Source organism: Chitinophaga filiformis, from assembly GCF_023100805.1.
Classification (GTDB): domain Bacteria; phylum Bacteroidota; class Bacteroidia; order Chitinophagales; family Chitinophagaceae; genus Chitinophaga; species Chitinophaga filiformis_B.
In genome coordinates this window covers 2,177,366-2,202,246 of the sequence record NZ_CP095855.1, presented here as the reverse complement: position 1 = coordinate 2,202,246, position 24,881 = coordinate 2,177,366, and the positions used below count along the sequence as shown (strand labels likewise).

23 protein-coding genes are annotated in these 24,881 nt (G+C 46.8%); 3 read left to right on the top strand and 20 right to left on the bottom strand.

The features are described 5' to 3' along the window. Nucleotides 1-75: 75 nt before the first annotated feature. From MYF79_RS09180 to MYF79_RS09165, 4 genes are all read right to left on the bottom strand, one after another. Nucleotides 76-786, bottom strand: coding sequence for a LytR/AlgR family response regulator transcription factor (locus MYF79_RS09180; protein WP_199657593.1), 711 nt, complete (start codon nucleotides 784-786; stop codon nucleotides 76-78). Further along, nucleotides 761-2,023 carry a sensor histidine kinase gene (locus MYF79_RS09175; protein WP_247813531.1) on the bottom strand — a complete coding sequence of 421 codons (1,263 nt, stop codon included), beginning with the start codon at nucleotides 2,021-2,023 and terminating at the stop codon, nucleotides 761-763. The genes MYF79_RS09180 and MYF79_RS09175 overlap by 26 nt, the downstream gene beginning before the upstream one ends. A gap of 178 nt (nucleotides 2,024-2,201) precedes the next feature. Continuing rightward, on the bottom strand, nucleotides 2,202-2,591 hold the full coding sequence (locus MYF79_RS09170; protein WP_247813530.1) for a DUF4907 domain-containing protein: 390 nt from the start codon (nucleotides 2,589-2,591) through the stop codon (nucleotides 2,202-2,204). Further along, nucleotides 2,584-3,603 carry a Kelch repeat-containing protein gene (locus MYF79_RS09165; protein WP_247813529.1) on the bottom strand — a complete coding sequence of 340 codons (1,020 nt, stop codon included), beginning with the start codon at nucleotides 3,601-3,603 and terminating at the stop codon, nucleotides 2,584-2,586. The genes MYF79_RS09170 and MYF79_RS09165 overlap by 8 nt, the downstream gene beginning before the upstream one ends. Before the next feature lie 251 nt (nucleotides 3,604-3,854). Here MYF79_RS09165 and MYF79_RS09160 point away from each other — a divergent pair, with 251 nt between their 5' ends. Both MYF79_RS09160 and MYF79_RS09155 read left to right on the top strand, forming a co-directional pair. Then, nucleotides 3,855-5,189, top strand: a complete 1,335-nt coding sequence (locus tag MYF79_RS09160) for a DUF4270 family protein (protein WP_247813528.1) — start codon at nucleotides 3,855-3,857, stop codon at nucleotides 5,187-5,189. A gap of 20 nt (nucleotides 5,190-5,209) precedes the next feature. Further along, nucleotides 5,210-6,442, top strand: a complete 1,233-nt coding sequence (locus MYF79_RS09155; protein WP_247813527.1) for a hypothetical protein — start codon at nucleotides 5,210-5,212, stop codon at nucleotides 6,440-6,442. Between the two features lie 136 nt (nucleotides 6,443-6,578). Here the strand turns inward: MYF79_RS09155 and MYF79_RS09150 are convergent, their stop codons facing one another. Further along, nucleotides 6,579-7,955 carry a GH1 family beta-glucosidase gene (locus tag MYF79_RS09150; RefSeq protein ID WP_247813525.1) on the bottom strand — a complete coding sequence of 459 codons (1,377 nt, stop codon included), beginning with the start codon at nucleotides 7,953-7,955 and terminating at the stop codon, nucleotides 6,579-6,581. Between the two features lie 102 nt (nucleotides 7,956-8,057). Between MYF79_RS09150 and MYF79_RS09145 the strand changes: the two genes are divergently transcribed. Then, complete coding sequence (locus MYF79_RS09145; protein ID WP_247813524.1) at nucleotides 8,058-9,110, top strand: formylglycine-generating enzyme family protein; 1,053 nt, start codon at nucleotides 8,058-8,060, stop codon at nucleotides 9,108-9,110. A gap of 175 nt (nucleotides 9,111-9,285) precedes the next feature. On the opposite strand, the gene MYF79_RS09140 is transcribed toward MYF79_RS09145, so the two are convergent. The 15 genes from MYF79_RS09140 to MYF79_RS09070 form a co-directional block, all read right to left on the bottom strand. Beyond that, complete coding sequence (locus MYF79_RS09140) at nucleotides 9,286-10,899, bottom strand: M56 family metallopeptidase (protein ID WP_247813523.1); 1,614 nt, start codon at nucleotides 10,897-10,899, stop codon at nucleotides 9,286-9,288. Between the two features lie 5 nt (nucleotides 10,900-10,904). Further along, entirely contained in the window at nucleotides 10,905-11,261 is a 357-nt protein-coding gene (locus tag MYF79_RS09135) for a BlaI/MecI/CopY family transcriptional regulator (RefSeq protein WP_247813522.1), read from the bottom strand. A 176-nt stretch (nucleotides 11,262-11,437) separates the two neighbouring features. Next, nucleotides 11,438-12,610 carry a TlpA disulfide reductase family protein gene (locus tag MYF79_RS09130; protein ID WP_247813521.1) on the bottom strand — a complete coding sequence of 391 codons (1,173 nt, stop codon included), beginning with the start codon at nucleotides 12,608-12,610 and terminating at the stop codon, nucleotides 11,438-11,440. Nucleotides 12,611-12,739: 129 nt separating this feature from the next. Continuing rightward, complete coding sequence (locus tag MYF79_RS09125) at nucleotides 12,740-13,828, bottom strand: TlpA disulfide reductase family protein (RefSeq protein WP_247813520.1); 1,089 nt, start codon at nucleotides 13,826-13,828, stop codon at nucleotides 12,740-12,742. Nucleotides 13,829-13,852: 24 nt separating this feature from the next. Continuing rightward, the gene (gene hisIE / locus MYF79_RS09120; RefSeq protein WP_247813518.1) at nucleotides 13,853-14,461 is read right to left on the bottom strand and encodes a bifunctional phosphoribosyl-AMP cyclohydrolase/phosphoribosyl-ATP diphosphatase HisIE; all 609 of its coding nucleotides are present in this window, start codon (nucleotides 14,459-14,461) and stop codon (nucleotides 13,853-13,855) included. A gap of 58 nt (nucleotides 14,462-14,519) precedes the next feature. Continuing rightward, a complete protein-coding gene (hisF, locus tag MYF79_RS09115) occupies nucleotides 14,520-15,275 on the bottom strand; it encodes an imidazole glycerol phosphate synthase subunit HisF (RefSeq protein WP_247813516.1) in 756 nt (251 codons plus the stop codon). Nucleotides 15,276-15,305: 30 nt separating this feature from the next. Further along, nucleotides 15,306-16,466, bottom strand: coding sequence for a 1-(5-phosphoribosyl)-5-[(5-phosphoribosylamino)methylideneamino]imidazole-4-carboxamide isomerase (gene hisA, locus MYF79_RS09110; protein WP_247813514.1), 1,161 nt, complete (start codon nucleotides 16,464-16,466; stop codon nucleotides 15,306-15,308). 6 nt (nucleotides 16,467-16,472) lie between these two features. Then, nucleotides 16,473-17,066: an imidazole glycerol phosphate synthase subunit HisH gene (gene hisH, locus MYF79_RS09105; protein WP_247813513.1), complete on the bottom strand. Its 594-nt coding sequence runs from the start codon at nucleotides 17,064-17,066 to the stop codon at nucleotides 16,473-16,475. A 13-nt stretch (nucleotides 17,067-17,079) separates the two neighbouring features. Next, on the bottom strand, nucleotides 17,080-17,850 hold the full coding sequence (trpA, locus tag MYF79_RS09100; RefSeq protein ID WP_247813512.1) for a tryptophan synthase subunit alpha: 771 nt from the start codon (nucleotides 17,848-17,850) through the stop codon (nucleotides 17,080-17,082). Between the two features lie 9 nt (nucleotides 17,851-17,859). Continuing rightward, nucleotides 17,860-19,086, bottom strand: a complete 1,227-nt coding sequence (gene trpB, locus MYF79_RS09095) for a tryptophan synthase subunit beta (RefSeq protein ID WP_199657609.1) — start codon at nucleotides 19,084-19,086, stop codon at nucleotides 17,860-17,862. A gap of 7 nt (nucleotides 19,087-19,093) precedes the next feature. Further along, nucleotides 19,094-19,729, bottom strand: a complete 636-nt coding sequence (locus MYF79_RS09090; RefSeq protein ID WP_247813511.1) for a phosphoribosylanthranilate isomerase — start codon at nucleotides 19,727-19,729, stop codon at nucleotides 19,094-19,096. After that, nucleotides 19,726-20,526: an indole-3-glycerol phosphate synthase TrpC gene (trpC, locus tag MYF79_RS09085; protein WP_199657611.1), complete on the bottom strand. Its 801-nt coding sequence runs from the start codon at nucleotides 20,524-20,526 to the stop codon at nucleotides 19,726-19,728. Before trpC ends, MYF79_RS09090 begins: the two co-directional genes overlap by 4 nt. Next, nucleotides 20,523-21,518, bottom strand: coding sequence for an anthranilate phosphoribosyltransferase (trpD, locus tag MYF79_RS09080; RefSeq protein WP_199657612.1), 996 nt, complete (start codon nucleotides 21,516-21,518; stop codon nucleotides 20,523-20,525). Before trpD ends, trpC begins: the two co-directional genes overlap by 4 nt. A 10-nt stretch (nucleotides 21,519-21,528) precedes the next feature. Beyond that, nucleotides 21,529-22,098 carry an anthranilate synthase component II gene (locus tag MYF79_RS09075; protein ID WP_247813510.1) on the bottom strand — a complete coding sequence of 190 codons (570 nt, stop codon included), beginning with the start codon at nucleotides 22,096-22,098 and terminating at the stop codon, nucleotides 21,529-21,531. A 1-nt stretch (nucleotide 22,099) separates the two neighbouring features. Further along, nucleotides 22,100-23,509: an anthranilate synthase component I family protein gene (locus tag MYF79_RS09070; protein ID WP_247813509.1), complete on the bottom strand. Its 1,410-nt coding sequence runs from the start codon at nucleotides 23,507-23,509 to the stop codon at nucleotides 22,100-22,102. Between the last annotated feature and the right edge of the window lie 1,372 nt (nucleotides 23,510-24,881).

Sequence of the window (24,881 nt, the reverse complement as noted above, 5' to 3'; positions counted from 1 at the left end):
GTTATAAAAAGAAAACGGTAAACAGCAGATCGCTTTTTACCGTTTCTTTTTTATGCTATTGATATTGCAGACTGATTAACTGTTCCGGTTGATCACGTCATAGAACTTCTCCCTATAACCGTCACTGATAGGAATAGACTGGTTGGCGATCATCACGGTATTTTTCTCTACAGAATTGATCTTATTCAGCGATACCACATAAGAGCGGTGTACCCTGATGAATTTATCTGCAGGTAAACGCGTTTCAAAAGATTTAAGGCTGCGCAGTGTAAGTACTGGCTGAAATGGTGTATAAATTTTCGTATAATCTTTCAGTGCTTCGATGAATAAAATATCTTCCAGGTTGATCTTAATGATCTTGTATTCCGTCTTGATAAAGATGTAATCATTGACATGCCCGTTGTTGCTGTCCCCGTTCTTCTGCTGGGACATTGTTCTCAGTTCCAGCGCCTTGGTGGCTGCCCGGAGAAAACGTTCAAAAGGCACTGGTTTCAACAGGTAATCCACCACTTCAAGATCAAATCCTTCCAGCGCATATTCTCCATATGCGGTGGTAAAGATCACCATAGGCGGATACTTCAGGGATTTCATCAACTGAATACCGGTGATATCCGGCATCTTAATATCCAGGAACAGCAGGTCTACCCGCTCTTCCTGTAAAAAACGTAAAGCCTCCGTCGCATTCTCAAATGTACCCACCAGCTGCAGGAAAGGAACCTTCCTGGCGAAGTCTGTGATTATTTCCAATGCCAGTGGTTCATCATCCACCGCTATGCACCTGATCATTTTTCAACACGATTTTTAAATCAACAATAAATTGGTTTTCAGATTCTGTGATCTCGAGATCATGGTCGTCGGTATACAACAATTCCAACCGTTTACGCACATTCTGCAGGCCTATTCCCCCTTTTTCGGCCACCCGCTTTCTGAAGCGGCTGTTTTCGACTACCAGCCTCACCTGGTTCCTTTCTATTGCCAGTGCAATGGCAATGAATGATGGCTCGGCGTAACTGATCCCATGTTTAAAAGCATTTTCAACAAACGGCACCAGCAACATGGGCTCTATTTTCAATCCTGCCGGATTTCCCTGCACAGCATAGTCCACCACAATATCGTCCGGCATTCTCAGGCGTTGAATATCAATATAGTCCTCCAGGTATTGCAGCTCCTGTTGTAACTGCACCTTGTCCTCATTGGAGTCATAGATCATGTACCGCATGATGGTAGACAGCTTGACAATAGCGTGTTCTGTCTGTGCGGAATGTTTATGGGCCAGAGAGTAGATGGTGTTTAGACAGTTGAAAAGGAAGTGAGGATTAATCTGAGACTTTAAAAATTTTAATTCTGCGTTCAGATTCTCCACTTTCAGGGCTTCCCTTTGCTGTTCACTCTTAAACCATTCCTGCGCGATCTTGATAAAACCACTCATAAAAAGCATGAGCAGTGCTGCAAAAACCGATTTCCGCAATATTTCCGGGAAAAGGATATAGTCGAGGAAAGACAGTTCCCGCCGGGCGTTGATAAATTCCATTTTCCTGATCCCCTGTGAGTCATTCAGTGTAGCACCGGCATAAAGCGGAGCACTCCGTTCCCCGTATGTTTCTTTTGACCGCAGGCGTCCCTCCAGCAAATGGTATCGCACAAATGCAGGAGGTGGCGGGGCAAATCCCGCTTCCCTGTCCCTGTTTGGCGTCATGACGGTTTCCTGTGAAGCGAACGTTTTCCAGAAAACATACTCCGTAACTGCCTGTTGCATAATGATGAACACCAGTGTTAACACCACAAAAGACAGATAATAGACTATTTTCTTTAATGTGAAAAAACGGGGGATCAGCACATAAAAATTGAGATAAAACAAACCTATGAGGAAGAGGTTATCAACTATTTCCCGGGCAAAGAACCAGGGATGCTGGATTTTGATCCGGTAGATAAAAAAAGGAAAGAACAGGAAACAGGTCCAAACTACAATATGCAGTCCTACGCTGAATAGCCGGTTCCTATAGAGTTGTTTTAAATTTATCATGTAGCCCAAAAGCGCGATAAACTTACACTCAATTCCCGTAAAGAGGCTGTTAAAATTTGTTAAGCGTAGTAAAAGGAATGTTAAAATTTATGGGGAATAAAGGATCTCCATGGCCAAATACAGTACTATGGCCAATATTAATATAAGTTGCAATATATCTACCGGAGAGCTTTTAGTGCTACTCTACACCGGCTATTTTCATATCAAGCAGCTCTTGCCTGGTTAAGTCCGGCAGTCCGGCCGGGTTTTTCCTGAGCTTAGCCGCAAGTAATTCTCCCACTTTCAGGGCGTCTGCCTCCGTTTTGAAAGGCGTTCTGCCCATGATCACCGGGATGAAAGGTTGTTCAATGTAAGTATGGGTGCCTCTGTTGATCTTGAAGCCCCATCCTCCCCCTTCGGGTTGAAATGTAACTACCGCAATGCTGTCTTGCATTGCGGTAGCTGGCGCTTCTTTTGTATGTTCAGTTCTTTCTTCAGTTTGTTTGGGCGGTTGCTGACAGGCTGCAAAGAACAGCGTTGTTGCCAGGGCCGGCATACATATCCGAAGAACAGACTTGTTATTAGTCATTAGTGTCATTTTCCTGATCTGGTAAGAATTCAAACAGATCATCCAGGTAAGTGGCGGAAGAGTAACCGGTACCGAGGAAACCTCTGCCCTTAACGGTAAACCCTACAGCTGAGGTACGGCTTGCTCCGTCGAAAGCGGTCTTTTCTGTCCAACGGTCATTGATCGGATCATACTCCCAGGTAGTAGCGCTTGAACCGGTGGTAACATAACCTTTATTGTTGATCACAAATGCCACACCACCGTAACGGGCGATAGAGGTATAGTCATCATCGAAAGACTGGTCTGTTGCATTTTCGATCTTAGCTTTTTCATTCCACTGGTCTTTACCTGCATCGTATACATACATACGGGTTGGGCTTGTACCTGCACCGGAACCTGTTACAACGTATGCACTGTCGCCGATTACGAATGCAACTGCCTGTCTTCTCTTGTCTTTCAGAGAGTTGGCTGTTGACCAGGAGTTGGAAGCCGGATCATATTTATAGAAATCGCTCATGTTGTTACCGCCATCATAGCCGGTACCTACATAACCAATGTTCTTTATAGCAAAACCTACCGCGTAATAACGGCTGGCGCCCGGGAAATCAGCCTTGTTCTCCCAGCTGTTGGTAGCAGGATCGTAGGCCCAGGTATCTTTCAGTGTTTTCAGGTCAGAATTACTACCGGTTGTTACATATCCTTTGCCGGCAGCGGTGAATGCTGTTGCGCCTGTACGTGACAGATCCCTTGTAGGATCATTCTTATCCGCCAGGGATGCTACCAGGGTCCAGTTGTCCTTTACCGGGTCATATTTATAAAAAGAACTTAACCAGGTACCACCATCAACACCGCTGGTACCAGTTCCTACATACGCTGTATCTCCGATCACAAAGCTCACTGCTTCCCTTCTGGCGTCTCCCTGGTAATCTGCCCTTCTTACCCAGTTACCCAGCTTGGTCGTGTCATTGCTTGATGAACAGGAGGCCAATGTAAGTACTGCCAATCCCAGAAAACATACTTTTAAATAGCGCATAAGTTATTTTTACTTTTTTAATAGCTGCCAAAATTATCCGCACTTATTTAAGCTCAATCACGAAATAGACGTTTGGGGTTTTTTGACAGACAAATCAGGGGTTTTTATCTTCCAATTGGTTTTTTGCCATGTATTGCGCCTTGCTACCCCAGCAGTAGCACAAAGAGTGCCGAAGGGTATTCGTCGATAAAAAGGGCCTGTTCGCATATTAAATCAGCGGGAAGTTGGGTTCCTGTCTAAAATTGCGCTCCATGAATAAAAGTATCCGCGCCAAAGTGGCCTTTAAATACCTGGTTTGTGCATTATTGATCACTGGCGCCGCCGCCTGTGATAAGGAAGGTTTTTTATACGATAATATCACAGATGAGAGTGGTACGGAATTTCTGGTAACAGATACCATTACCATGAACATGAGCACGGCGTACCTGGATTCTGTTCCTACTTCAAATCTCGGCGTAGCCCTTTGTGGTACCGCCGATGATCCTTTCTTCGGAAAAATTTCCGCCACTTCATACTGGCAGCTGAAAGCCTTTAGCGGTACTGCTATTCCTGACAGGGCCATTTATGACTCTCTTATATTAGTGGTACATCCTAAAACAGAATATTACGGCGATACGACCCTGACCCAGCACCTGGAAGTATACCGCGTGCAGGAAGAGATCAAAAGAGCCGGAAACAGCACTTTCTTATATAGCCGTAACTCATTCGCGACAGACCCTACCCCGCTGGGTAGCCGGCAAATGAAGATACGCCCGCACCGCGACTCCATATTTAAAATAAGACTGGACGACGTACTGGGAAAAGAATTCTTCACGCTCTGTGATAAAAACTCACAAACCATTACCAATCAGCTCAATTTCTCCAGGTACTTCAGGGGCCTTGCACTGAAACCAGGCGCCAACAGCCAGGTCATCACCGCTTTCAGAGCGGATGACTCACTGAACCTGCGCCTCTTCTACCATACTACTCCAGGTGAGATCGTACAGGCATACATTGATTTCCCTGTTTATAATTCAGCTTTACAGTTCAATCATGTTGATGTGCAGCGCCCCTCAGGGTCTCCGCTGGCAACATTAAGCCCGACCAAGAAATTACTGCCTTCCTCTGCTGCAGACAACAGGATATTTGTACAGCCACTGACCAACATCGTTGGCCGTATTGACTTCCCTTATCTTCATACGTTTAACCAGCTGAGCAAGTTTTCCAAGATCATGCGGGCAACACTGACCGTAAGACCAGAAAAAGCAACCTATAAATATCCATACGTTCTTCCAAAGAACCTGGTGCTGGGCGTTATAAAAGACGGCAATGTCATAGAAGACACGCTCGTTTCCCCTACTACCGGCGGCGTACAATATGGCAGCCTGGTCATCGATCCTATTTATAATGAGACAACCGCCTATACTTACGATATCACCAATTATTGCATTGCACAATTACATAGTACTGATAATTCAAGAAGAGGGCTGGCGTTGCTGCCCCCAAGATCATTCGGTCTGACCAGCTTTGACCGTGCTATTCTGGGCGACAACAGGAACACGAAAAACAGGATAACAGTTCAGATTTATTACCTGCGGTATAAATAATGCAATCAAGAATTGACTACATGAAGCGATTACAATATACGACCGGCTTATGCGGCCTGATGCTTTTAATGGGCGCAAAAGCTATGGCACAACACGGTATCAATTCACTTTATTCTGCCTACGCCATCGGCGACCAGGAGGAACATGATTATACCCGCAACTTTGGACTAGGTAGCACCGGTATCGGACGTCGTTCAGATTTTTATCTCAATGAACTGAACCCTGCATCCTATTCGGCAATACCACGTCAGAATTTTATGTTCGACGTATCACTGCGCGCACAATCCGTCAACTATAAAGATGCCAGTTCCCTGAACAGACAGGCGGGCGATGTTAACATCAAACGACTGGCAATGGGTTTCAAAGTGAATAACAGGTGGGGCATGAGCGCCGGTTTCGGCCAGTTCAGCAACGTTGACTATAAACTGGTCTCAACCACATTTATCGATACGTCTCCCCAGACCACCACTACCGAAGGTACTGGTGGCGTCTATAAAGCGTATATCTCCAATGGGTTTAGATTAACGAAGAATTTCTCTGTCGGTGTATCCACCAACTTCCTGTTCGGTCCTAACAACGTAACAGAGAATATTGGCGGAGATACCGTATCTACCAAGATCCAGCGCTATGCATTTAACACCAACTTCAATACCGGTATCCTCTATTCCGGTATGCTGGGCAAGAACTGGATGCTGGGCCTCGGTGCTACCTACCGTTTCAAAACAAAATTAAGCTACGAGAAAAAGCTGATCGTACAGAACGCGACGGAAACAACGCTCTTCGAAGACGATCTGGCCAAGGAAAGATATACATTGCCTGAGCAGTTTGGTGGTGGCATTTCATTAACCAACGGTAGCCTGACATGGGTGGCCGATATGCGCAAACAGATGTGGAGCGACAGCCGCATCGTAAGCGCTAAATACAGGCTGACCAATTCCGAACGCTACTCTACCGGTCTCGAATATTCTTTCAAACGTAAATATGGAAATCAACAGGCGGAAGGCCTTGTGGTCCAGGCCGGCTTCTCCTATTACAAATCATACCTGATCGTCAATAATAACCAGATCAAGGACGTAGCCGGTACTGCAGGTATCTCCATCCCGGCCAAATCCAATATGCTCCGGTATTACATCGGTGTTGAAGTAGGTCGGCGCGGTACTACCAGCGGCGGACTTATCAGAGAGACTTACGTGAACGGTGTGTTCCACTTCTCATTGAGAGATATCTGGTTCCTGCGCAGAACTTACGATTGATCTGAGCTGGCAGATAGTGAAATTATTAAAGAGCCTGTGGAATGCAGGCTCTTTTTATTTTTATGTACCTGCGGGAAACCGGCAGTCTTACAAACAATTCTCAGGATGCACCTCTGCTATGCGTACATCCTTTTTATTATCGCTTTGCTGATGCCGGATCCTTATGCAGGAGCTCCCGGAACCAGTATCCTGATCTTTTTATTGTTCTGCGTTGTGTTTCAAGGTCCACATGTACCAGGCCGAAACGGGCCCTGTATCCCTCTGCCCACTCGAAATTATCGGTAAGGGTCCATGCAAAATAGCCCTCTACCGGTACGCCTTCCCGTTTTGCTTTCAATACGCCTGACAGGTATTCTTCAAAATAGCTGACACGGTCCCTGTCGTCCACTTTACCCTCGCTCATCACATCGGCAAAGGCAGCACCGCTTTCTGTCACGATTAGTTTCTTAATGCCTTCATAAGCTGCATACTGCTTCAGGATAGCATATAAACCCTCGCCGCTGATCTCCCAACCCAAAGCCGTTGTCGGTACCCTGCGGGCCTTGGGCTTGACCTCTGAAATACCTACCACCGGCATGAATGCATTTCTACGCACCACCAGGGGGAAATAGTTCTGCACACCTATAAAATCAAAATCGAACGATAACTGATCCCAGTCCCGCCAGAGGGCATAGCGCCTTTCAATACGGCGTAGCAGGGGAAAATCATCCACCGGGTAACCCATTCCGAGCACCGGCTCGAGGAACAGCCGGTTAAACAGTGCGTCAGCCTTTCTGGCAGCCTGTATATCGGCCTCCTGTTGTGAATACGGGTAAATGTAAGAACAGGACAGGGTAGTCCCTATATTGGCTCCTTTTACCGTTTCCCTGATCACCTTTGCCCCGGCCGCCTGTGCCAGCAATACATGATGCACGGCAGGCAGGAAATAGGACACCCCGAATTTCCCCGGTGCATGTACCCCCAGCATATATCCCAGGGAGGTAAAACCAAACGGCTCATTCATCACCACCCAGTTCTTCACTTTGTCGCCATATTCCTTCATGCATATACGCACATACTCCTCAAATGCAAAGATCACCCCACGGTGGCACCAGCCCCCTTTCAGTTCAAGGGCATGTGGCAGGTCCCAGTGATAAAGCGTGATATAAGGAGTCAACCCTTCTTCCAGGCAGGCGTCTATTACACGATGATAAAAGGCGATCCCTGCCGGATTAACTGCGCCTGTGCCCTGTGGCAGTATACGTGGCCAGGCAATGGAAAAGCGGAATACATCAAAGCCGAGTTGCTTCACCAAACGGATATCTTCCCGGTAACGGTTATAGAAATCATTTGCTGTCAGGGCATTACTGCCATCCTTAATCTTTCCTTTCCTTGAAGAGAACTCATCCCAGATAGACCTGCCCTTACCATCAGCATCACAGGCCCCTTCATTCTGAAAAGCCGAAATGGCCACTCCCCATAGGAAGTGCTCTCCAAAATCCTGACGGCTGAAAGGCGCGGTAAATTGTTCCATAGATAAAACAAGGATGCAGTTTACAACAGTTTGTTTGTATAACTGATTATTTAATTGTTAAGGAGCCTGAAATTTAACATACAAAATAGCGATCTTAGGTAAATGTTTAGTAAATACATCACCGGATGGGCACTGAGTACAAGCGTCCTGCTGTACGCCTGCCAGGGCAATCATCCGCAGCAGGCCGCTGCCGCCAATAAGGCTGATCATACCGTTATAAATGACTCGCTGAACCATATGGTGCTCATTCCAGGTGGAACCTTCACCATGGGCGCCGACGATGCAGAAGCACGCAAAGATGAACAGCCACGTCATGCCGTAAAGGTGGATAGTTTCTGGATGGATGAACATGAAGTGACCAACGCCGAATTTGCCGCTTTTGTAAAGGCTACAGGATATGTTACTACAGCCGAGAAACCTATCAGTAAAGAAGAACTGATGCAGCAACTCCCGCCGGGCTCTCCTGAACCGGATAGCAGTATGTTACAACCGGGATCACTGGTGTTTGCTCCCCCATCTCATGCTGTACCACTGAATGATGTATCCCAATGGTGGTCGTTCGTATTGGGCGCCAGTTGGCAACATCCCGGCGGACCAGACACCAACCTCGATGGCAAAGCAAATCTGCCGGTAGTACATATTTCCTGGGATGATGCACAGGCTTTTGCAAAGTGGGCGGGCAAACGCCTGCCGACAGAAGCGGAATGGGAATATGCAGCCCGCGGCGGACTGAAAGACCAACCTTATCCATGGGGGGCAGAAGCGCTCACCGTAGGAAAGACTAAAGCCAATACCTGGAACGGGCATTTTCCCTATCAGAACACGAAGACAGACGGTTTTACCGGACTTGCTCCTGTAAAAAGCTTTGCACCTAACGGCTATGGATTATACGACATGTCGGGCAATGTATGGGAATGGTGTGCCGACTGGTACGACAGCCGTTATTATCAGCAGGCGGGCAATAGTCACAATCCTAAAGGTCCAGCCAGTGGTTACGACCCGGAAGATCCCTCCACACCTAAACATACCATCAGGGGAGGTTCCTTTATGTGTACAGATGAATATTGCTCGGGCTACAGGGTTACGGCGAGAATGAAAACGTCACCGGAATCAGGACTGGAAAATCTTGGCTTCAGGTGCGTAAAAGATAAATAAGCAATGAAAAGAGGCTGTGTCAAAGTTGAAGTGCCCCCAAAAGTCAGACACTTTTGGGGGCACTTCAGCTTTTTGACACAGCCTCTTTTTGTTCGGATACCGGACGGAGATGCTTAAGCGTATAAGCGATTCCAGCGCCAGTTTCACTTTTCAGTCTTCCGTGTTTATAAAATCTTTATTGATTTTCAGATTGCTTGTCTGCAACATCAACGCTCACTTTACCCGTGGTATTTACTTTCGTATCTGCATTTACTTTGGCGTTAGTATTTACCGTTGTAGCTGCATTTACGTTTGTGTTGACTGAAGTTTTGGTATCGGTATTAACGTTGGTTGTTACCTTCACCGGCTGCCCCGTAAGCGTGGATGTACTTGTGTGGACAACAGATGGCGAACTACTTGTATTATACACAAAGCTGCTGGTGACAGTTTTTGCCTTTGTACTACCATTATATCCTTTGGTATAAATAAATATCACTCCATTTTTACCATCTTCTCCATATTCTACGGCATGTTCGCCTTTAAAGACAGAAATAGATTCTATCTCTTCAGGTCTCAGCCACTCGGGGGCCTGATGCCCCATATTTGCACCGTCCACAAAATACAGCGGTGGGGCTGCCTGGCTTCCTCTTAAATGAATGCCGGATTCGGAGCTCATCGTAATGACATCCTTGCCAGGTGCTGCCGGTGCGGCAGGAGCCGCTGGTACGGGAGGTACCGGAGGAACTGCAGGAACAGCTTCACCCGGAATTCTTGGAGCCGGAGGAGCTGCCGGCACAGGAGGAACACCTGGCGCTGCCTGCCCTTTTACAGGCGCTGGCGGAGGTGGCGGCGGCGGTGGTACCGGTGCAGAAGGCACAGGCGCTACTGCAGGCTTTGCCGTATCTTCAGGGAGCGTTACAACAACGAGTTTTTTTGCCGGCTTTTCGGCCCTGGCAATAGCCCTCGTGAAGTTCAGCGACAGTACCGCGATCCCCATAATGGCGCCCAGTACCACATAACGTAGCAGATGATAGCGGGATGATCTCTTTTTATTCATCATCATAATCCTTTGTTTTAAATGTGAGAAATTGAAATTGTTTGCGATGGCCGTCGCATATGGGATCCCACTTACTTTTATCAGACTGTATTGATACACTTTGGCATCCATTCCCTGCCGCAGTATGCTCCTGTCGGTGATGAATTCGAGATTCTCACGGATAGCGATGCTCATTAACCAGGCGCCGGGATTGAACCAGTAAAAGATCTTGTTCAGCTCTCCCAGCAATACATCCAGCGTATGCCACTGCCGTACATGCACCTGTTCATGCCGGATGATGGAATTAAATTCTTCCGGACTATGCAGGGAAGGATTGATATAAATATTACGCATGAATGAAAAAGGATTCACCGGCTTTTCCATTATTCTCAGCCTTTGTTCATCAGGTAATAAGGTGGCCGTTGTGTGCCGGTGCAACTTCCACAAAGACAGTAGCTGGATCATCAGCCGTACGCTCATCACTGCTACTCCTGCCCAGAATATGTATTCCAGGAACACATTGATAAAGGGAACTGACTGGTGGGTCTGTAAAGCCGCCAGGTCGGGTATATATGTCTCCGCCACAGCATTGAGTGGCTGGTGCTGCTGTATGAACAATGAAGGGTCTATCAGGGGACAAATAGCCGCGCAGACAATACCACTCAGCAGAAAAAACCGGTTAAGCGTATAAAAGGTGAGCCGCCTTAATCCAAAATGATAGGCCAGGTAAAACAGTATCAGCGCTACGTTGGCCTTGAGCAGGTAAATAAGCATAATGATCAGTTTTTCTCAATCATCTTAACGATTTCCTTTAACTCCTCCGGAGTGATCTTCTTCTCCTTGGCAAAGAAGGTAACCAGGGCCTTGTAGGAATCTTCAAAATAATCCCTTACAAAACCATTCATAAATTTCTGCTTGTATTCGCTTTCCGCTATAATGGGTGTATACCTGTATACATTTCCCATTTTCTCACTTTGGAGATACCCCTTTTTTTCCAGGTTCTTGATAGTAGATGCCAGCGTCGTATACGGCGGCTGAGGAGAGGGATGTGCTTCCAGGAAGTCCTTTACAAAGCCCGGCCCTGTTTTCCAGATGGCTAACATTGCTACTTCTTCCTGCTGCGTCAGCTTTTCCATATTCATTTGATTTAAATAAACGATCATCTACGATTGTTTCGTAAATCTACGAACTTTTCGTAAAACACCAAATAAAAAAAGAAAAACACCTGTTTTCACAGCTATTTTTCTTATCTATACTAGTATGTACTTACTTTAAAAACTGTCATGCAGGGCTACTGCATCTTTGCCAGGCCTTACTTTCCGGCAACTTCCACTTTAAAAACCTCTTCCAGCTTCTTTTCAAGTGCGTCGCCCCGCAGATTCTTGGCAATGATATTTCCCCGGGGATCGATCAGCAGGTTCTGAGGAATAGCCCTGATACCGTATTTCTCTGCTACATCATTTTTCCATCCCTTCAGGTCCGATACCTGTGTCCACTGAAGATTGTCGGCCTGTATTGCCGCCAGCCATTTTTCCCGTTTATCGTCCAGGGAGACGGATAGTACATCAAAGCCCTTATCCCGGAAGCGGCTGTAAGCTTTCAGCACATTCGGGTTTTCCGCACGGCAGGGACCACACCAGCTGGCCCAGAAGCCAATCAGCACATACTTTCCTTTGTAAGCAGCCAGGCTTACATTCCTGCCATCGGCGTCCGGCTGGGCAAAGTCCAGTGCCGGCTGGCCCACCGCAGTTTTCTTAGCGGCTTCCAATCCTGAGGCAAAGTCCTTTCCCCCGGGTGTATTACGGATATTTTTTCCCAGCTTATTGAACATGGGTTCAATTTCAGCCAGGTTAATATCATAATCAGCATATTTATTTAACACGTAGATCGCTATGGGCGAGTTACTATTATTTTTCAGAAAATCCCGCATCACCTGCTTCTGCTGTGCGGCCAGTTCGTCGAACTGGGGCTCCAGCTTTTTCATTCCCTCTTCATCCTCCGCCATATACAGCTGACGGTACTGCCGCTCCAGGTCATCCAGGCGCGTATTCACATCTTTCAACTGTCCGTTCAGGCGGTGGTAGTCATCGTTTGCTACAGATCCCTTTACGGTGGCTTTACAAATAGAATCTTCTGTAGTGATGGTAATATCTCCCTTATCCAGGAACAGGGTAAGCACATCGTTCTTATCTACTGCGGGAGCCTCCTGGCTATCTTTCTGGACAGGCGGTTCCTGCACCTTGAGTAACAAATTGGCAATAGTTGCCTCCGCCAGGACACCGGAGAAAGAAAATTTGCCATCTTTCACCTCTGTGCTATCCAGTTTGTTATCACCACAACGCCTGATATTCAGATACACCTTTGCCGGTTTCTGTAAAGCTGTGACAGTTCCCTGTATCGTAAATGATTGTTCACCCTTCCATTTTTCCTGCGCCAACAGGACCATAGGCGCAAAAAACGCCACGGCCATCATTACGGACTTCATTGATTTAGATTATTTAAGACTAACGAAATTCACATATCCCGGCAGGAAAATCAACCTGTTTGTGATAAACGGCGACGGAAAGGAATATAAAAGAAGCGGCCTCGTGTAAGTACGAGGCCGGTAAGTAAATTATTTTAATATCTGTTCCAGTTTGGCTTCCAATGCCCTGCCACGCAGGTTGCGGGCAATGATGTTCCCATTCGGGTCTATCAGGAAGTTTGCCGGAATGGCATTTACACCATATAGCTGTGCCACTTCATTGCTCCAGCCCTTCAGGTCAGACACCTGGGTCCATTGCAGGTTATCTTTCTTTACAGCCCCGATCCAGCGATCTTTATCCTGATCAAGGGAAACCCCCAGGATGGTGAAATTCTTGTCCTTAAAACGCTCAAAAGCCTTTACCACGTTCGGATTTTCTGCCCGGCATGGACCACACCAGCTGGCCCAGAAATCAACCAGCACGTATTTTCCCCGGAAAGAGGACAATTTAACCGGTTTGCCGTTGATATCTTCCTGGGTAAAGTCGGAGGCAACACCACCGCCTTCAGTTTCACCTTTTACGGTACGCAGGTATTTGGCCGCTGCTAATCCATATTTGGATTCTTTCAGTGGCTGGCCCAGTGAGTTGAAGATGTTTTCGAATTCATCCGGCTCCAGACGGTTGCGTAACTCATTGAATAACACCCATAGACTAGCCAGCTGCGTTGGATGGCCTTTTATAAAATCCCGTCCGGCATTCACTACATCTTCATTGAAGAGGGATGCCTTTGCACGAAAAGCGTTCTTCGCAGCCTCATCTTCCGGGGCTATTTTTGATGCTTCCGCATTCAGGGTCTGTGCGCGTTCTATCAGGGCCAGGAAGGTTTTCTGGTATGCCTGCATCGCTTTGCTCTCTTCGTTTCCCTTTATGGCTGCAGCTATAGGAAAATGCTGGGCATCCAGCGTATAATGCACTGGTTCCTTGCCTGTTACAAACAGCAGAGGGTTCTGTACCCCTTCCAGGACCAGCGCGTAAATAGACAGCCCTTTGGCTGCAGGTACCTTAAATGAGAATTTATCTCCTTTCAGGGATATTGAATCCTTTGGATTATTATCATCATCTGAGTACAGATAGAGCTTTTTGCCCTCCGCTCCCGTCAAAGAACCGGAGACCTCCTGTTGGGCAAAGGCTGCACACGAGAAAAGCACCGCGAGGGCACCAATAACAAGTTGTTTCATTCCTACTAATATAAAAAATAACTGCTATTTGTCGTGCCTTTTCTTCAGAACGGCCAATACGTCGGACAACTGGTATCCTTTCGCATTGAGCAGCACGAGATAATGGAAAAGCAGGTCCGCTGATTCATTCAGGAACAACTCCTCATTATCATCTTTAGCTTCTATAACGACTTCCACCGCCTCTTCCCCTACTTTCTGTGCAATCTTGTTAATTCCTTTTGCAAACAGCTTCGATGTATAGGAATTCTCTGAAGGATTGTTTTTTCTATCTGTGATAATGCTTTCCAGTTTAGACAGGAAATCATTGCTGATATTCTCTTCCTCCCAGCAGGTATCTGCCCCGGTATGGCATACCACACCGGCAGGAATGGCCTTGATCAGCAAAGTATCGCTGTCGCAATCCACCCTGATCTCCTGGAGGGTCAGAAAATTGCCGCTTTCCTCTCCCTTTGTCCACAGACGCTGTTTGGACCGGCTGAAAAAGGTTACTCTGCCCTCCTCCAGGGTCTTATCCAGTGCCTGTTGGTTCATATAGCCCAGCATCAGAACCTTCAGGGTTGCTGAATCCTGCACAATGGCCGGCACCAGACCATCCGCACATTTGTCAAAATTTATCTGTTTGTTGTTATACATGCAGTAGTCACATTTTAAAGTAATATATACCGTCCGGTAGGCAAAATTAGTTGTTTTCTCAGAACCTGATGTTCAGGCCTCTCTGGTACAGGTATGTTTTCAATGCAGGGATCTCGATTTCCTTATAGTGAAAAATGCTGGCGGCCAATGCGGCATCTGCCTGGGCATTTTCAAACACATCCATAAAATGATCCATGGTACCTGCCCCGCCGGAGGCAATTACGGGCACATTCAGGTTTTGGGACAACTTTCCGGTAATGTCCAGCGCAAATCCCTGTTTGGTTCCGTCATTGTTCATGGAGGTCAGCAGGATCTCTCCCGCGCCACGCGCTACGGCTTCCTTTGCCCAGTCATAAGCCTTGATCTCCGTTTTTACCCGGCCGCCATTCAGGTATACATACCAGTCGCCATCTTCAAAACGAGTATCAATGGCCAGTACCACGCACTGACTGCCGAATTCACGGGCCAGCTCATCCACCAGCTCAGGACGCTTAAAAGCAGAAGTATTAACGGATATTTTGTCTGCACCTGATTGCAGTAATACATTCACGTCTTCTACAGAAGAAATGCCACCGCCTACGGTGAACGGGATATTCACATGTTTCGCAATGCGTGTTACCAGTTCAGACAAGGTCTTTCGCCGCTCGTTGGTGGCGGTGATATCCAGGAACACCAGTTCATCCGCTCCCTGCTCTGCATATAAAGCACCCAGTTCTATAGGATCGCCTGCATCGCGTATATTTTCAAAGTTCACACCCTTTACAGTGCGGCCATCCTTGATATCCAGACAGGGAATGATACGTTTCGTCAACATGATTAAAAAGATTTGGAATTAAGATTAGGATCAGGCATTCAATTTCAGGAACTCAGCCAGTTCCTGCATACTGATCCTTTCCTCATAAATTGCTTTTCCCACTATCACACCACTGCAACCTGCTTCTGCCAGTGCATGTACATCTGCCATTGTGCTTACACCGCCACTGGCAACAAAATCGATCTGCGGAAAGCGTTGCAGGATCTTTTCATACAATGCAACGGAAGGCCCCTGTAACAGTCCATCCTTTGCAATATCTGTACAGAAGATATGTTTTACGCCCTGTTTTACATTTTCTTCAAGGAAGTCAAATACGGATAACTCCGTCGTTTCCAGCCATCCGCCCACAGCAATCTTTTCCTCTTTCACATCTGCTCCCAGGAAGATCTTTTCTGCACCATACTTCTTCACCCAGCCAGAAAATAATGCAGGATCTTTTACAGCGATACTGCCTATTGTGGCCAGCGCAGCGCCGTTTTCATATACAATGCGCAGGTCATCCTCTGTTTTGATACCTCCACCGAAATCTATCACCAGGCTGGTTTTACCGGCAATCGCCTCCAGCACTTTCCAGTTCACCACAGCGCCCTTTTTGGCACCATCAAGATCTACCAGGTGTAAACGCCGCACACCAATGCTTTCAAAAGCCTTAGCTACTTCCAGCGGATGTTCGTTGTATACCTTCTTCTGTCCGTAATCGCCTTGTGTGAGACGCACACACTTACCATCTATAATGTCAATAGCAGGGATAATGGTAAATCCACTCCCACTTGTCTTATCAAGTTGCAATTTCATCTTGCGGAAAACAATATTATCTTTTGTGAAATGATCTCCCCAGTATTCATACCCTCGCTTTATATAAAATCCTTCCGCAGTTTTACGGGCATTACACCATATAGTTGAAATATGCTCCTTTCTGCAAAAGTCTTCCACATACTGCATCAGTATACTCCCATATCCTCTCCCCTGGCTGTCGGGATGCACCGCCAGTTTGCGGAACTGTGCGGACTGTCGCTGCGGAAACAACGATACGATCCCTCTCAGCCTGGTATCTTCAAACAGGCCAAAATGTAAACCGTCTTCATCATGATCTACCCGCACTGCTTCCAATGTTGCATCAGGATATAACACATCCCGGCGCAGCTGCAATGTATCTTCCGGCTTGATCCTTCTTATCTGTACTGGCTGCATAGTATTTTATAACTTCAGGAAATTCTCCAGGATCTTCTGTCCTTCTCCGGCCGATTTTTCCGGGTGGAACTGCACCGCATAGAAATTATCTTTCTGCAATGCAGCGCTGTAGTTGATCACATAGTTGGTAGTAGCCACTGTATACGGGCTCAATGCAGCATAGTAGCTATGCACAAAATACATGTAGGAATTCTCCGGCACATGCTCGAACATGGTGCTGTACAATCCTGTCACGTTGTTCCATCCTATCTGCGGTATCTTCAGCAGGTTATCTACCGGCGACTGGAAACGTTTTACCTCTACGTCAAAAATGCCAAGGCACTTAGTATCGTTTTCTTCCGAGTGTTTGCACATCAGCTGCATACCCAGGCAGATGCCCAGCACCGGTTGTTTTAAACCGGTGATCAGCTGATCCAGTTTTCTCTCCTGCAGATAACGCATCGCAGAACTGGCCTCTCCCACACCGGGGAAGATCACTTTATCTGCCGCTTTGATCGCTTCCGGATCGTCTGTTACCACGCCTTCCACGCCCAGCCTGTCCAGCGCGAACAGCACTGAACGGATGTTACCGGCATTATATTTTATGATGACAGTCTTCATATACTCTTCTTGTCTATTTTACGCCAGCAATAAACTGCTGTATTGCTGAATCCAGGTTAGTTGCTTTCTCGATAGCGCGGATAAAGGCTGTTCCTATCACCCCGCCATTGCTGTGAACAGTAGCAGCATCAAAGGTAGCTTTATCTTTGATACCAAACCCGATCAGTACGGGATTCTTCAACTGCAGCGCTTCCAGTTTTTCGAAATAAGCCTGCTGATGTCCCATGTTCTTATCCGTACCTGTTGTGGAGGAAGAAGACACCGCATATATAAATCCTTTGCTCACACTATCGATCTTGCGGATGCGTTCTTCACTTGTTTCAGGCGTTACGAGAAATACCAGGTGAAGACCATACTTTTCAAAAACAGGCCTGTATTCAGATTCATATTCATCCATCGGCAGGTCAGGCAATATCACACCATCCACGCCCACTTCTGCACATTTCTTACAGAAGTTCTCAATACCATACAGCAACACCGGATTCAGGTATCCCATCAGCAGTACGGGTACATGTATCTGCTGTCTGAAATCTTTCAGCTGTTCAAACAACACTCTCAGGCTCATACCGTTACCAATAGCGCGGGTACTGCTGTCCTGGATCACGGGGCCATCCGCCAGCGGATCGGAGAAAGGCATACCAAGTTCGATAATATCCGCTCCATACTGCTGTAATGCCTTCATTACAGGCAGGGTATCGTTCAGCTCCGGGAATCCTGCTGTACAATAAATATTCAGCACACCCTTTCTTTTGCCGGCAAATAATTGATCTATACGATTGCTCATAAAATATGTTTATACGTTACCGCCAGTATTACCAGGCAAATTACGAATGTAAGTTTCCATGTCTTTATCACCACGTCCGCTCAAACATACTACTACTACATCATCCGGTTTAAATGCTACCTGTCCCAGTTTCGCCAGTGCGTGAGACGACTCCAGTGCAGGAATGATACCTTCCAGGCGTGTCAGTTCATAGGCAGCCTGCAGGGCTTCATCATCTGTCGCGTTCAGGAACGTAGCGCGTCCTGTCTCATAGAGATGTGCATGCAGGGGACCAATACCCGGATAGTCCAGTCCTGCGGAAATAGAATACGGTTCAGTGATCTGTCCGTCTTCTGTCTGCATCAGCAGTGTCTTACTTGCATGGATAATACCCAGTTTACCCAGTTGCGTGGTAGCAGCAGAATGACCGGAATGTACGCCCTTACCACCTGCTTCTATGGCTATCAGTTTCACATCCGGTTCATCCAGGAAATGATAATATGCACCTGCTGCATTACTGCCTCCGCCGATACATGCCATCACATAGTCAGGATTTTCACGTCCTGTCTTTTCAAGCAACTGTTTTTTTATCTCTTCACTGATCACCGACTGAAAGCGTGTCACCATATCAGGATAAGGATGCGGGCCTGCTGCTGTACCCAGAATATAATGTGTATTCACCGGGTTATTGATCCAGTCGCGGATCGCCTCATTACAGGCATCCTTCAGCGTCTGACTGCCGCTGGTAGCTGGTACTACTGTGGCACCCAGCATTTTCATCCGCGCCACATTCGGCGCCTGGCGCTTGATGTCAATGCTGCCCATGTACACCACACATTCCAGTCCCATTAAAGCACACACCGTTGCAGTGGCCACACCATGTTGTCCTGCCCCGGTTTCAGCAATGATACGCGTCTTACCAAGGCGCTTTGCCAGCAGGATCTGCCCGATCGTATTGTTTACCTTATGAGCGCCTGTATGATTCAGGTCTTCACGCTTGAGATAGATCTTTGCTTTATACTTCTCAGACAATCGTTTGGCAAAGTATAAGGGTGAAGGGCGGCCTACATAATCCCTCAGCAGCTGGTCAAATTCCTCCTGGAATCCCGGGTCGCGGAGTATTGCCAGGTAATTGCGCTGCAGCTCTTCCACATTCGGATATAACATCTCCGGGATGTAAGCGCCGCCAAATCTGCCGTAAAAGCCTTTTTCATCTACATGATATTTAGAGCCGAACGTATTTTCCGCGATCTTCATGCTATGATTATTTTAAATAAGTTGAATGAATCTGATCTGTAAATAAGCGCACCTTTTCCATGTTCTTCACACCAGGCTGTATCTCAAACCTGCTGTTCACATCTACTGCAAATAAAGCCGGCAGCTGTAGCTGCAGCAACTCAGGCGCTTCTTCCAAACCTATACCACCACTCAGGTAGAAAGGATGTGTATAAGGATAGGTCTTTAACAGCTCCCAGTTAAAACGTTTGCCGGTGCCGCCATATTCCTTGCCGGCTTCCGTATCGAACAGGAAATAGCTTGTTACCGGCAGATAAGCCGACAACAGCGCCGACCAGTCTACGTTATCTCCCACGCGGAAAGCCTTTATCACTGGTACAATTCTCTGTATCACCGCGCAGTACTCCGGTGTTTCATCACCGTGCAGCTGCACCATATCCAGGCCATAATCAGCGATGGTACGTTGTAACTGTTCCAGCGGCGCATTTACAAATACGCCTACTTTTTTGATGCCTGCTGTTTCGCGGACGGTACGGGCATCTATTTTGTGTGCCGCAAAGCGCGGCGACTTTTCATAGAATATAAAGCCGGCATAGTTAACCTGGTAATTCACCAGTTGCTGCAGGTCTTCTCTCCGTGTAATACCGCAGACCTTTATTTTCATTGTACTGATTTATTGGCCAGTTCCGTTACAAAGTGCTCAAATGCCCTTGCCGGATTTTCCTGTTTCATAAAATGCTCTCCTATCAGAAATCCCTGGAAGCCCGCCTGTTTCAGTGTGACGATAGCATCTGTATTGCTGATACCACTTTCTGCCACCTTGCATTTGCCGGCGGGGATCTGTGGCGCCAGTTCGCAGGAGCGGTTGAAATCAACCTTAAATGTGGTAAGGTCACGGTTGTTGACACCAACCATTTGTATATGATCCGTCACTTTATCCAGCTGATCGCCGCTATGCACTTCCAGCAACACTTCCAGTCCCAGGTTGTTGGCAAAAGCCGCCAGTTGTGCTACTTCCTGCTTTGACAAACATTCTGCTATCAGCAGGATCACATCAGCACCGATCGCTTTTGCTTCCACGATCTGGTATTCATCGATAACAAAATCCTTCCGGAGGATGGGGATATTATTCAGCGCTCTTGCCTGTTGCAGATCGTCCGAAGAACCACCAAAATATTTCTCATCGGTCAGTACCGACAAACCAGATGCGCCATAGCGGGTATATGCGGTGGTTACATCCTGTACAGTCACGTTACCATTGATAACGCCTTTGGAAGGGGAACGTCTCTTGAACTCTGCAATGATCCCCGTCTTCTCCGGGTCCCGGAGAAACTGGGCCAGAGACAGTGGTGTACGTTTGAACCAGGATACCTGTTCCAGTTCTTCCACGCTCCGCTGTTGTTTACGGGCGGCCACTTCTGTGTGCTTGTGGGCTACTATTTCCGTCAGGATATTTTTCATGATTGCAAGCTTATCAACTTCTTAAACGCATTATGCGCTGCGCCTGATTCCAGCGACTCTACAGCCGCCAGGAAACAGTCGTTATAATTATCAAATTTCTTCATACAATACAGACCCATAGCAGCGTTAGCCAGTACTACCGAGTTCTGCGCCCAGGTTCCTTCGCCTTTCAATATCTTCATGAAGATCTTCGCTGCCGCTTCCACGGTGCTGCCACCATAGATATCTTCCGGATACACCTTGCGTTTACCCAGTTGTTCCGGTGTCCAGTCTTTCTCTCCCTCATTCGTGATCACACGGGTGTCAGCAGTCAGGGAGATCTCATCATAACCGTCCAGGCTATAAACGATCGCATAGCGCTTGTCAGTCTGCTGGAACAGATAATTATACACTCTTGCCAGTTCCAGGCTGTACACACCTATCAGCTGATGTTGTGCGAAAGCCGGATTCACCAGCGGCCCCAGCATATTGAAGAAAGTACGGATACCCAGCTGACGGCGCACACCGGCTACGTTCTTCAATGCAGGATGGAACAAGGGTGCATGCAGGAAACAAACACCAGCTTCTTCCAGTTCCTCCCTGAGTTTTGCATCATCATTCTTGAACTTGTATCCGGCTGATTCCATCAGGTTGGAAGCTCCGCTAATGGAAGATACGCCATAGTTGCCATGTTTGGCCACTTTTCCGCCCGCGCCCGCTACAATGAAACAAGACAGGGTGGACACATTAAATGTATTCTTACCATCTCCACCGGTACCTACAATATCAAGTACTTCATATCCGTTCAGGTTTACCGGCACACAAAGTTCCAGCAATGCATCCCGGAAGCCCAGCAGCTCATCTACTGTAATGCTTCGCATCAGGAAGACGGTCATAAAAGCGGCAAGTTCACTTTCGTTGTACATGCCTTTTGAAATACTGATGAGTATCTCTTTGGCCGCTTCCCGGCTAAATGTTTTATGTTCAAAAAGGTAATTGAGTATCTTTTTCATTACTTGGAATTTAAGCATTCAACCAGTTACGAAGGATCTGTTCTCCCTGTGGTGTCAATACACTTTCAGGATGGAACTGTACGCCACTTACATCGTATTTGTTGTGCTGCAGCGCCATGATATAATTGTTATCGTCCCTGGCAGTGATGGTCAGGTCGGGAGACAATGTTGCTTCATCCACTACCCATGAGTGATACCGGCCTACTTCCAGCTGATCAGGCAAGCCGTTGAACAGTCTTCCTTCCCTCGCGGTGATGTTCACGTTCGTTGCTACTCCGTGATATACATCCTTCAGGTTGATCAGTTTCGCACCAAAAGCCTCTCCGATAGCCTGTTGACCCAGGCATACGCCGAAGATGGATTTACTCGGTGCATATTCTTTGATCAGCGGCAGCAGCAGTCCTGCTTCTTCGGGAATACCTGGTCCGGGAGACAGGATGATCTTATCATAATCCTTTACTTTCTCCAATGGTATTTCATCATTGCGCACCACCGTCACTTTACCATTGATGATCTTCTCCACCAGGTGCACCAGGTTATAGGTAAATGAATCGTAATTATCGAACACCAGAATATTCATGTCAGATAGTTTGAGCCATGATAATGGCCTGTTTTAATGCATTCAGTTTATTGTTCACTTCTTCCAGTTCGGACGATGCGACAGATTTCGCTACTACACCGGCTCCTGCCTGATAGTACAATGTATTGGCTTTGCTCAACACAGAACGTATCATGATGGCGTGATTAAAATCGCCGTTGAATCCAACTGATCCGATACAACCTCCGTAAAAACCACGGGCAGTAGGTTCATTCTCATCGATAATCTCCATTGCCCTGTACTTCGGTGCACCCGACAATGTTCCTGCCGGGAAAGTAGCCGCCAGCAATGAGAATGGGTTCAGGCCTGGTTGTATCTTTCCGGTCACTTCACTCACCAGGTGAATAACATGCGAGTAGTACTGTATCTTCCTGTAAGACTCTACCTCCACATCTGTTGCCAGTCTGCTCAGGTCGTTCCTGGCAAGGTCTACCAGCATAACATGTTCTGCATTCTCCTTTGGATCTTCCAGCAGTTTTGCCGCCAGCTGCCTGTCCTGTTCATCGTCGCCTGTACGCTTGAAAGTACCGGCAATAGGATGAATGGTGGCTTTATTATCTTTAATGATGAGCTGTGCCTCCGGTGAGGAGCCCATTAATTTGTAATCGCCGTAATCGAAGAAGAAGAGATAAGGGGAAGGGTTAATAGAGCGGAGCGCGCGGTACACATTGAATTCGTCACCTTTGAACTTTTGCTGGAAGGCTCTGGAGAGTACTACCTGGAAAACGTCTCCGCGGAAGCAGTGTTGTTTGCCTTTTTCGACGATCTCCATATATTGTTCATTCGTCAGGTTACTCTTTTCCTCCCCTTCTGCCTTGAAACTATATGTCGGTACGTCTTTTTGTCTTATCAGTGACTCTATGAGATCGAACTCGCTGTCAAGGCCTTCCACCACATTTTCACAGAGATAAAGCTCATCTTTAAAGTGATTGATGGCGATGATATATTGATAAAAACGGTAGCGCATCAATGGAATGGTATTACCGTTCTGCTTATCCTTGTTGAATTCTATAGTTTCGAAGAACTGTACTGAATCAAATGTGCTGTATCCGAATAGGCTCTGCACCACGGGCAGTACGGGCTTATCGGTGAAAGTGAAGTTACCGAGGAACTTCTGCAGTTCATTCAGCACGCTTTGTTTATTTTTCAGCTGTTTTCTTTCTGGCGGGAGATTAGGATATTTAAATTCAAAATCCGTGGTGCTGGTCACTTCTATTCCTGCTATAGGCTGGATGCAGATGAAGGAGAAACTGTTTTCACTGGCGCGATAGTCTGTACTTTCCAGCAGTACGGTACCAGGAAACTTGTCGCGGAGCCGCAAATAGATACCAACAGGCGTGAATACGTCTGCCAGCATTTTCTTTGATTTTGATTTTACTTGAATACTACCCATTGGTTTGTGATTGAGTTAAATTGGGTGACTATCTAAAACGAAGAAGGCCCGCTGTGTAACAGCGAGCCTTCCAATTATATTTCATTACGAAACATGGCACTGTAACACCGTATCAGGAACTGATATTGTGCCACCACCAATGCTTGTTTGTAATATTTGTTATCATGTTTTAATATCTTGCGGAACAAATATCCGGTGTTTTTTGAAAACATGCAAATTTTTTTTGAAATTATTTGTGAAGTGATAAGTTCCTGGCTTTCTGTTGCGAATTCATATATCTTTTAGTGCCTTGGCCTGCTTTCTCCTTTTGTCTGCTCCAGATCGGCGTCTTTCGCTTCATTGCCAGGGGCAGAGCTTCTAACCAGTTTCTTACTAATCGGGACCGACGCTTCATCGCCAGGGGCAGACATTCCGCGCCGGGGTCAGATGGGACTGCGGTCGGCGCCTCTCCGGGCATTGGCTTGCTATTTAGCTTTATCAATCGTGTTAGCTTGGGGATAGCTATAATACTTCGTCAATCGTTCACCCGAAGAGCCGAAGGCCCGCAGTCTCCACTGAACCCCGTCTTCGTCATGGTCTGCCTGTAATATTCAGAGACAATGCCGCGATATCGTGCCAACAATATCCTTACGCTTAGCAATACTGTCGCCGCATTCACAGCGTTGGTATGGATAAAGTCGTTCCTCTTCCATTTTTATTCTTTTATTCTTCTATTCTTCTACTCTTCTATTCTTCTATTCTTGTTTTTATTCAAGTCCGTTCTATTCCATCTTCTCAGAATCGTTCGCCTTCAAATTTCGCTTCCCTATTTATTTCCTCAATTCTTTCGATCCCATTCATTTTCTCAGTTCTCTTTTCTATATCACTTACTATTAGAATCAGAATATGTATTCGGAAGAAGATATAGTAAATATCCTGATGCCGCCAAACTACTCGTGGGAGGCAGCCAAGTAGCAGACGGTTAAAGATGGAGACTGCGGGCCTTCGGCTCTTTGGGCATACGATTGATAACGCCAAATAGATATTCCAAAGCCCATACGCTTGATAAACTATACCAGCGTTCAAATGCCCAGAGAGGCGCCGACCGCAGGCCCATACTTTAACCGCACGCTACTTGCGGTAAAAAATACTTACACAATATCCTGATGCCGTCAAACTATTCATGGGAGGCAGCCAAGTAGCAGACGGTTAAAGATGGAGACTGCGGGCCTTCGGCTCTTTGGGCATACGATTGATGATGCCATATATATATTCCAAAGCCCATATGCTTGATAAACTATATCAGCGACCAACTGCCCAAAGAGGCGCCGACCGCAGGCCCATACTTTAACCGCACGCTACTTGCGGTAAAAAATACTTACACAATATCCTG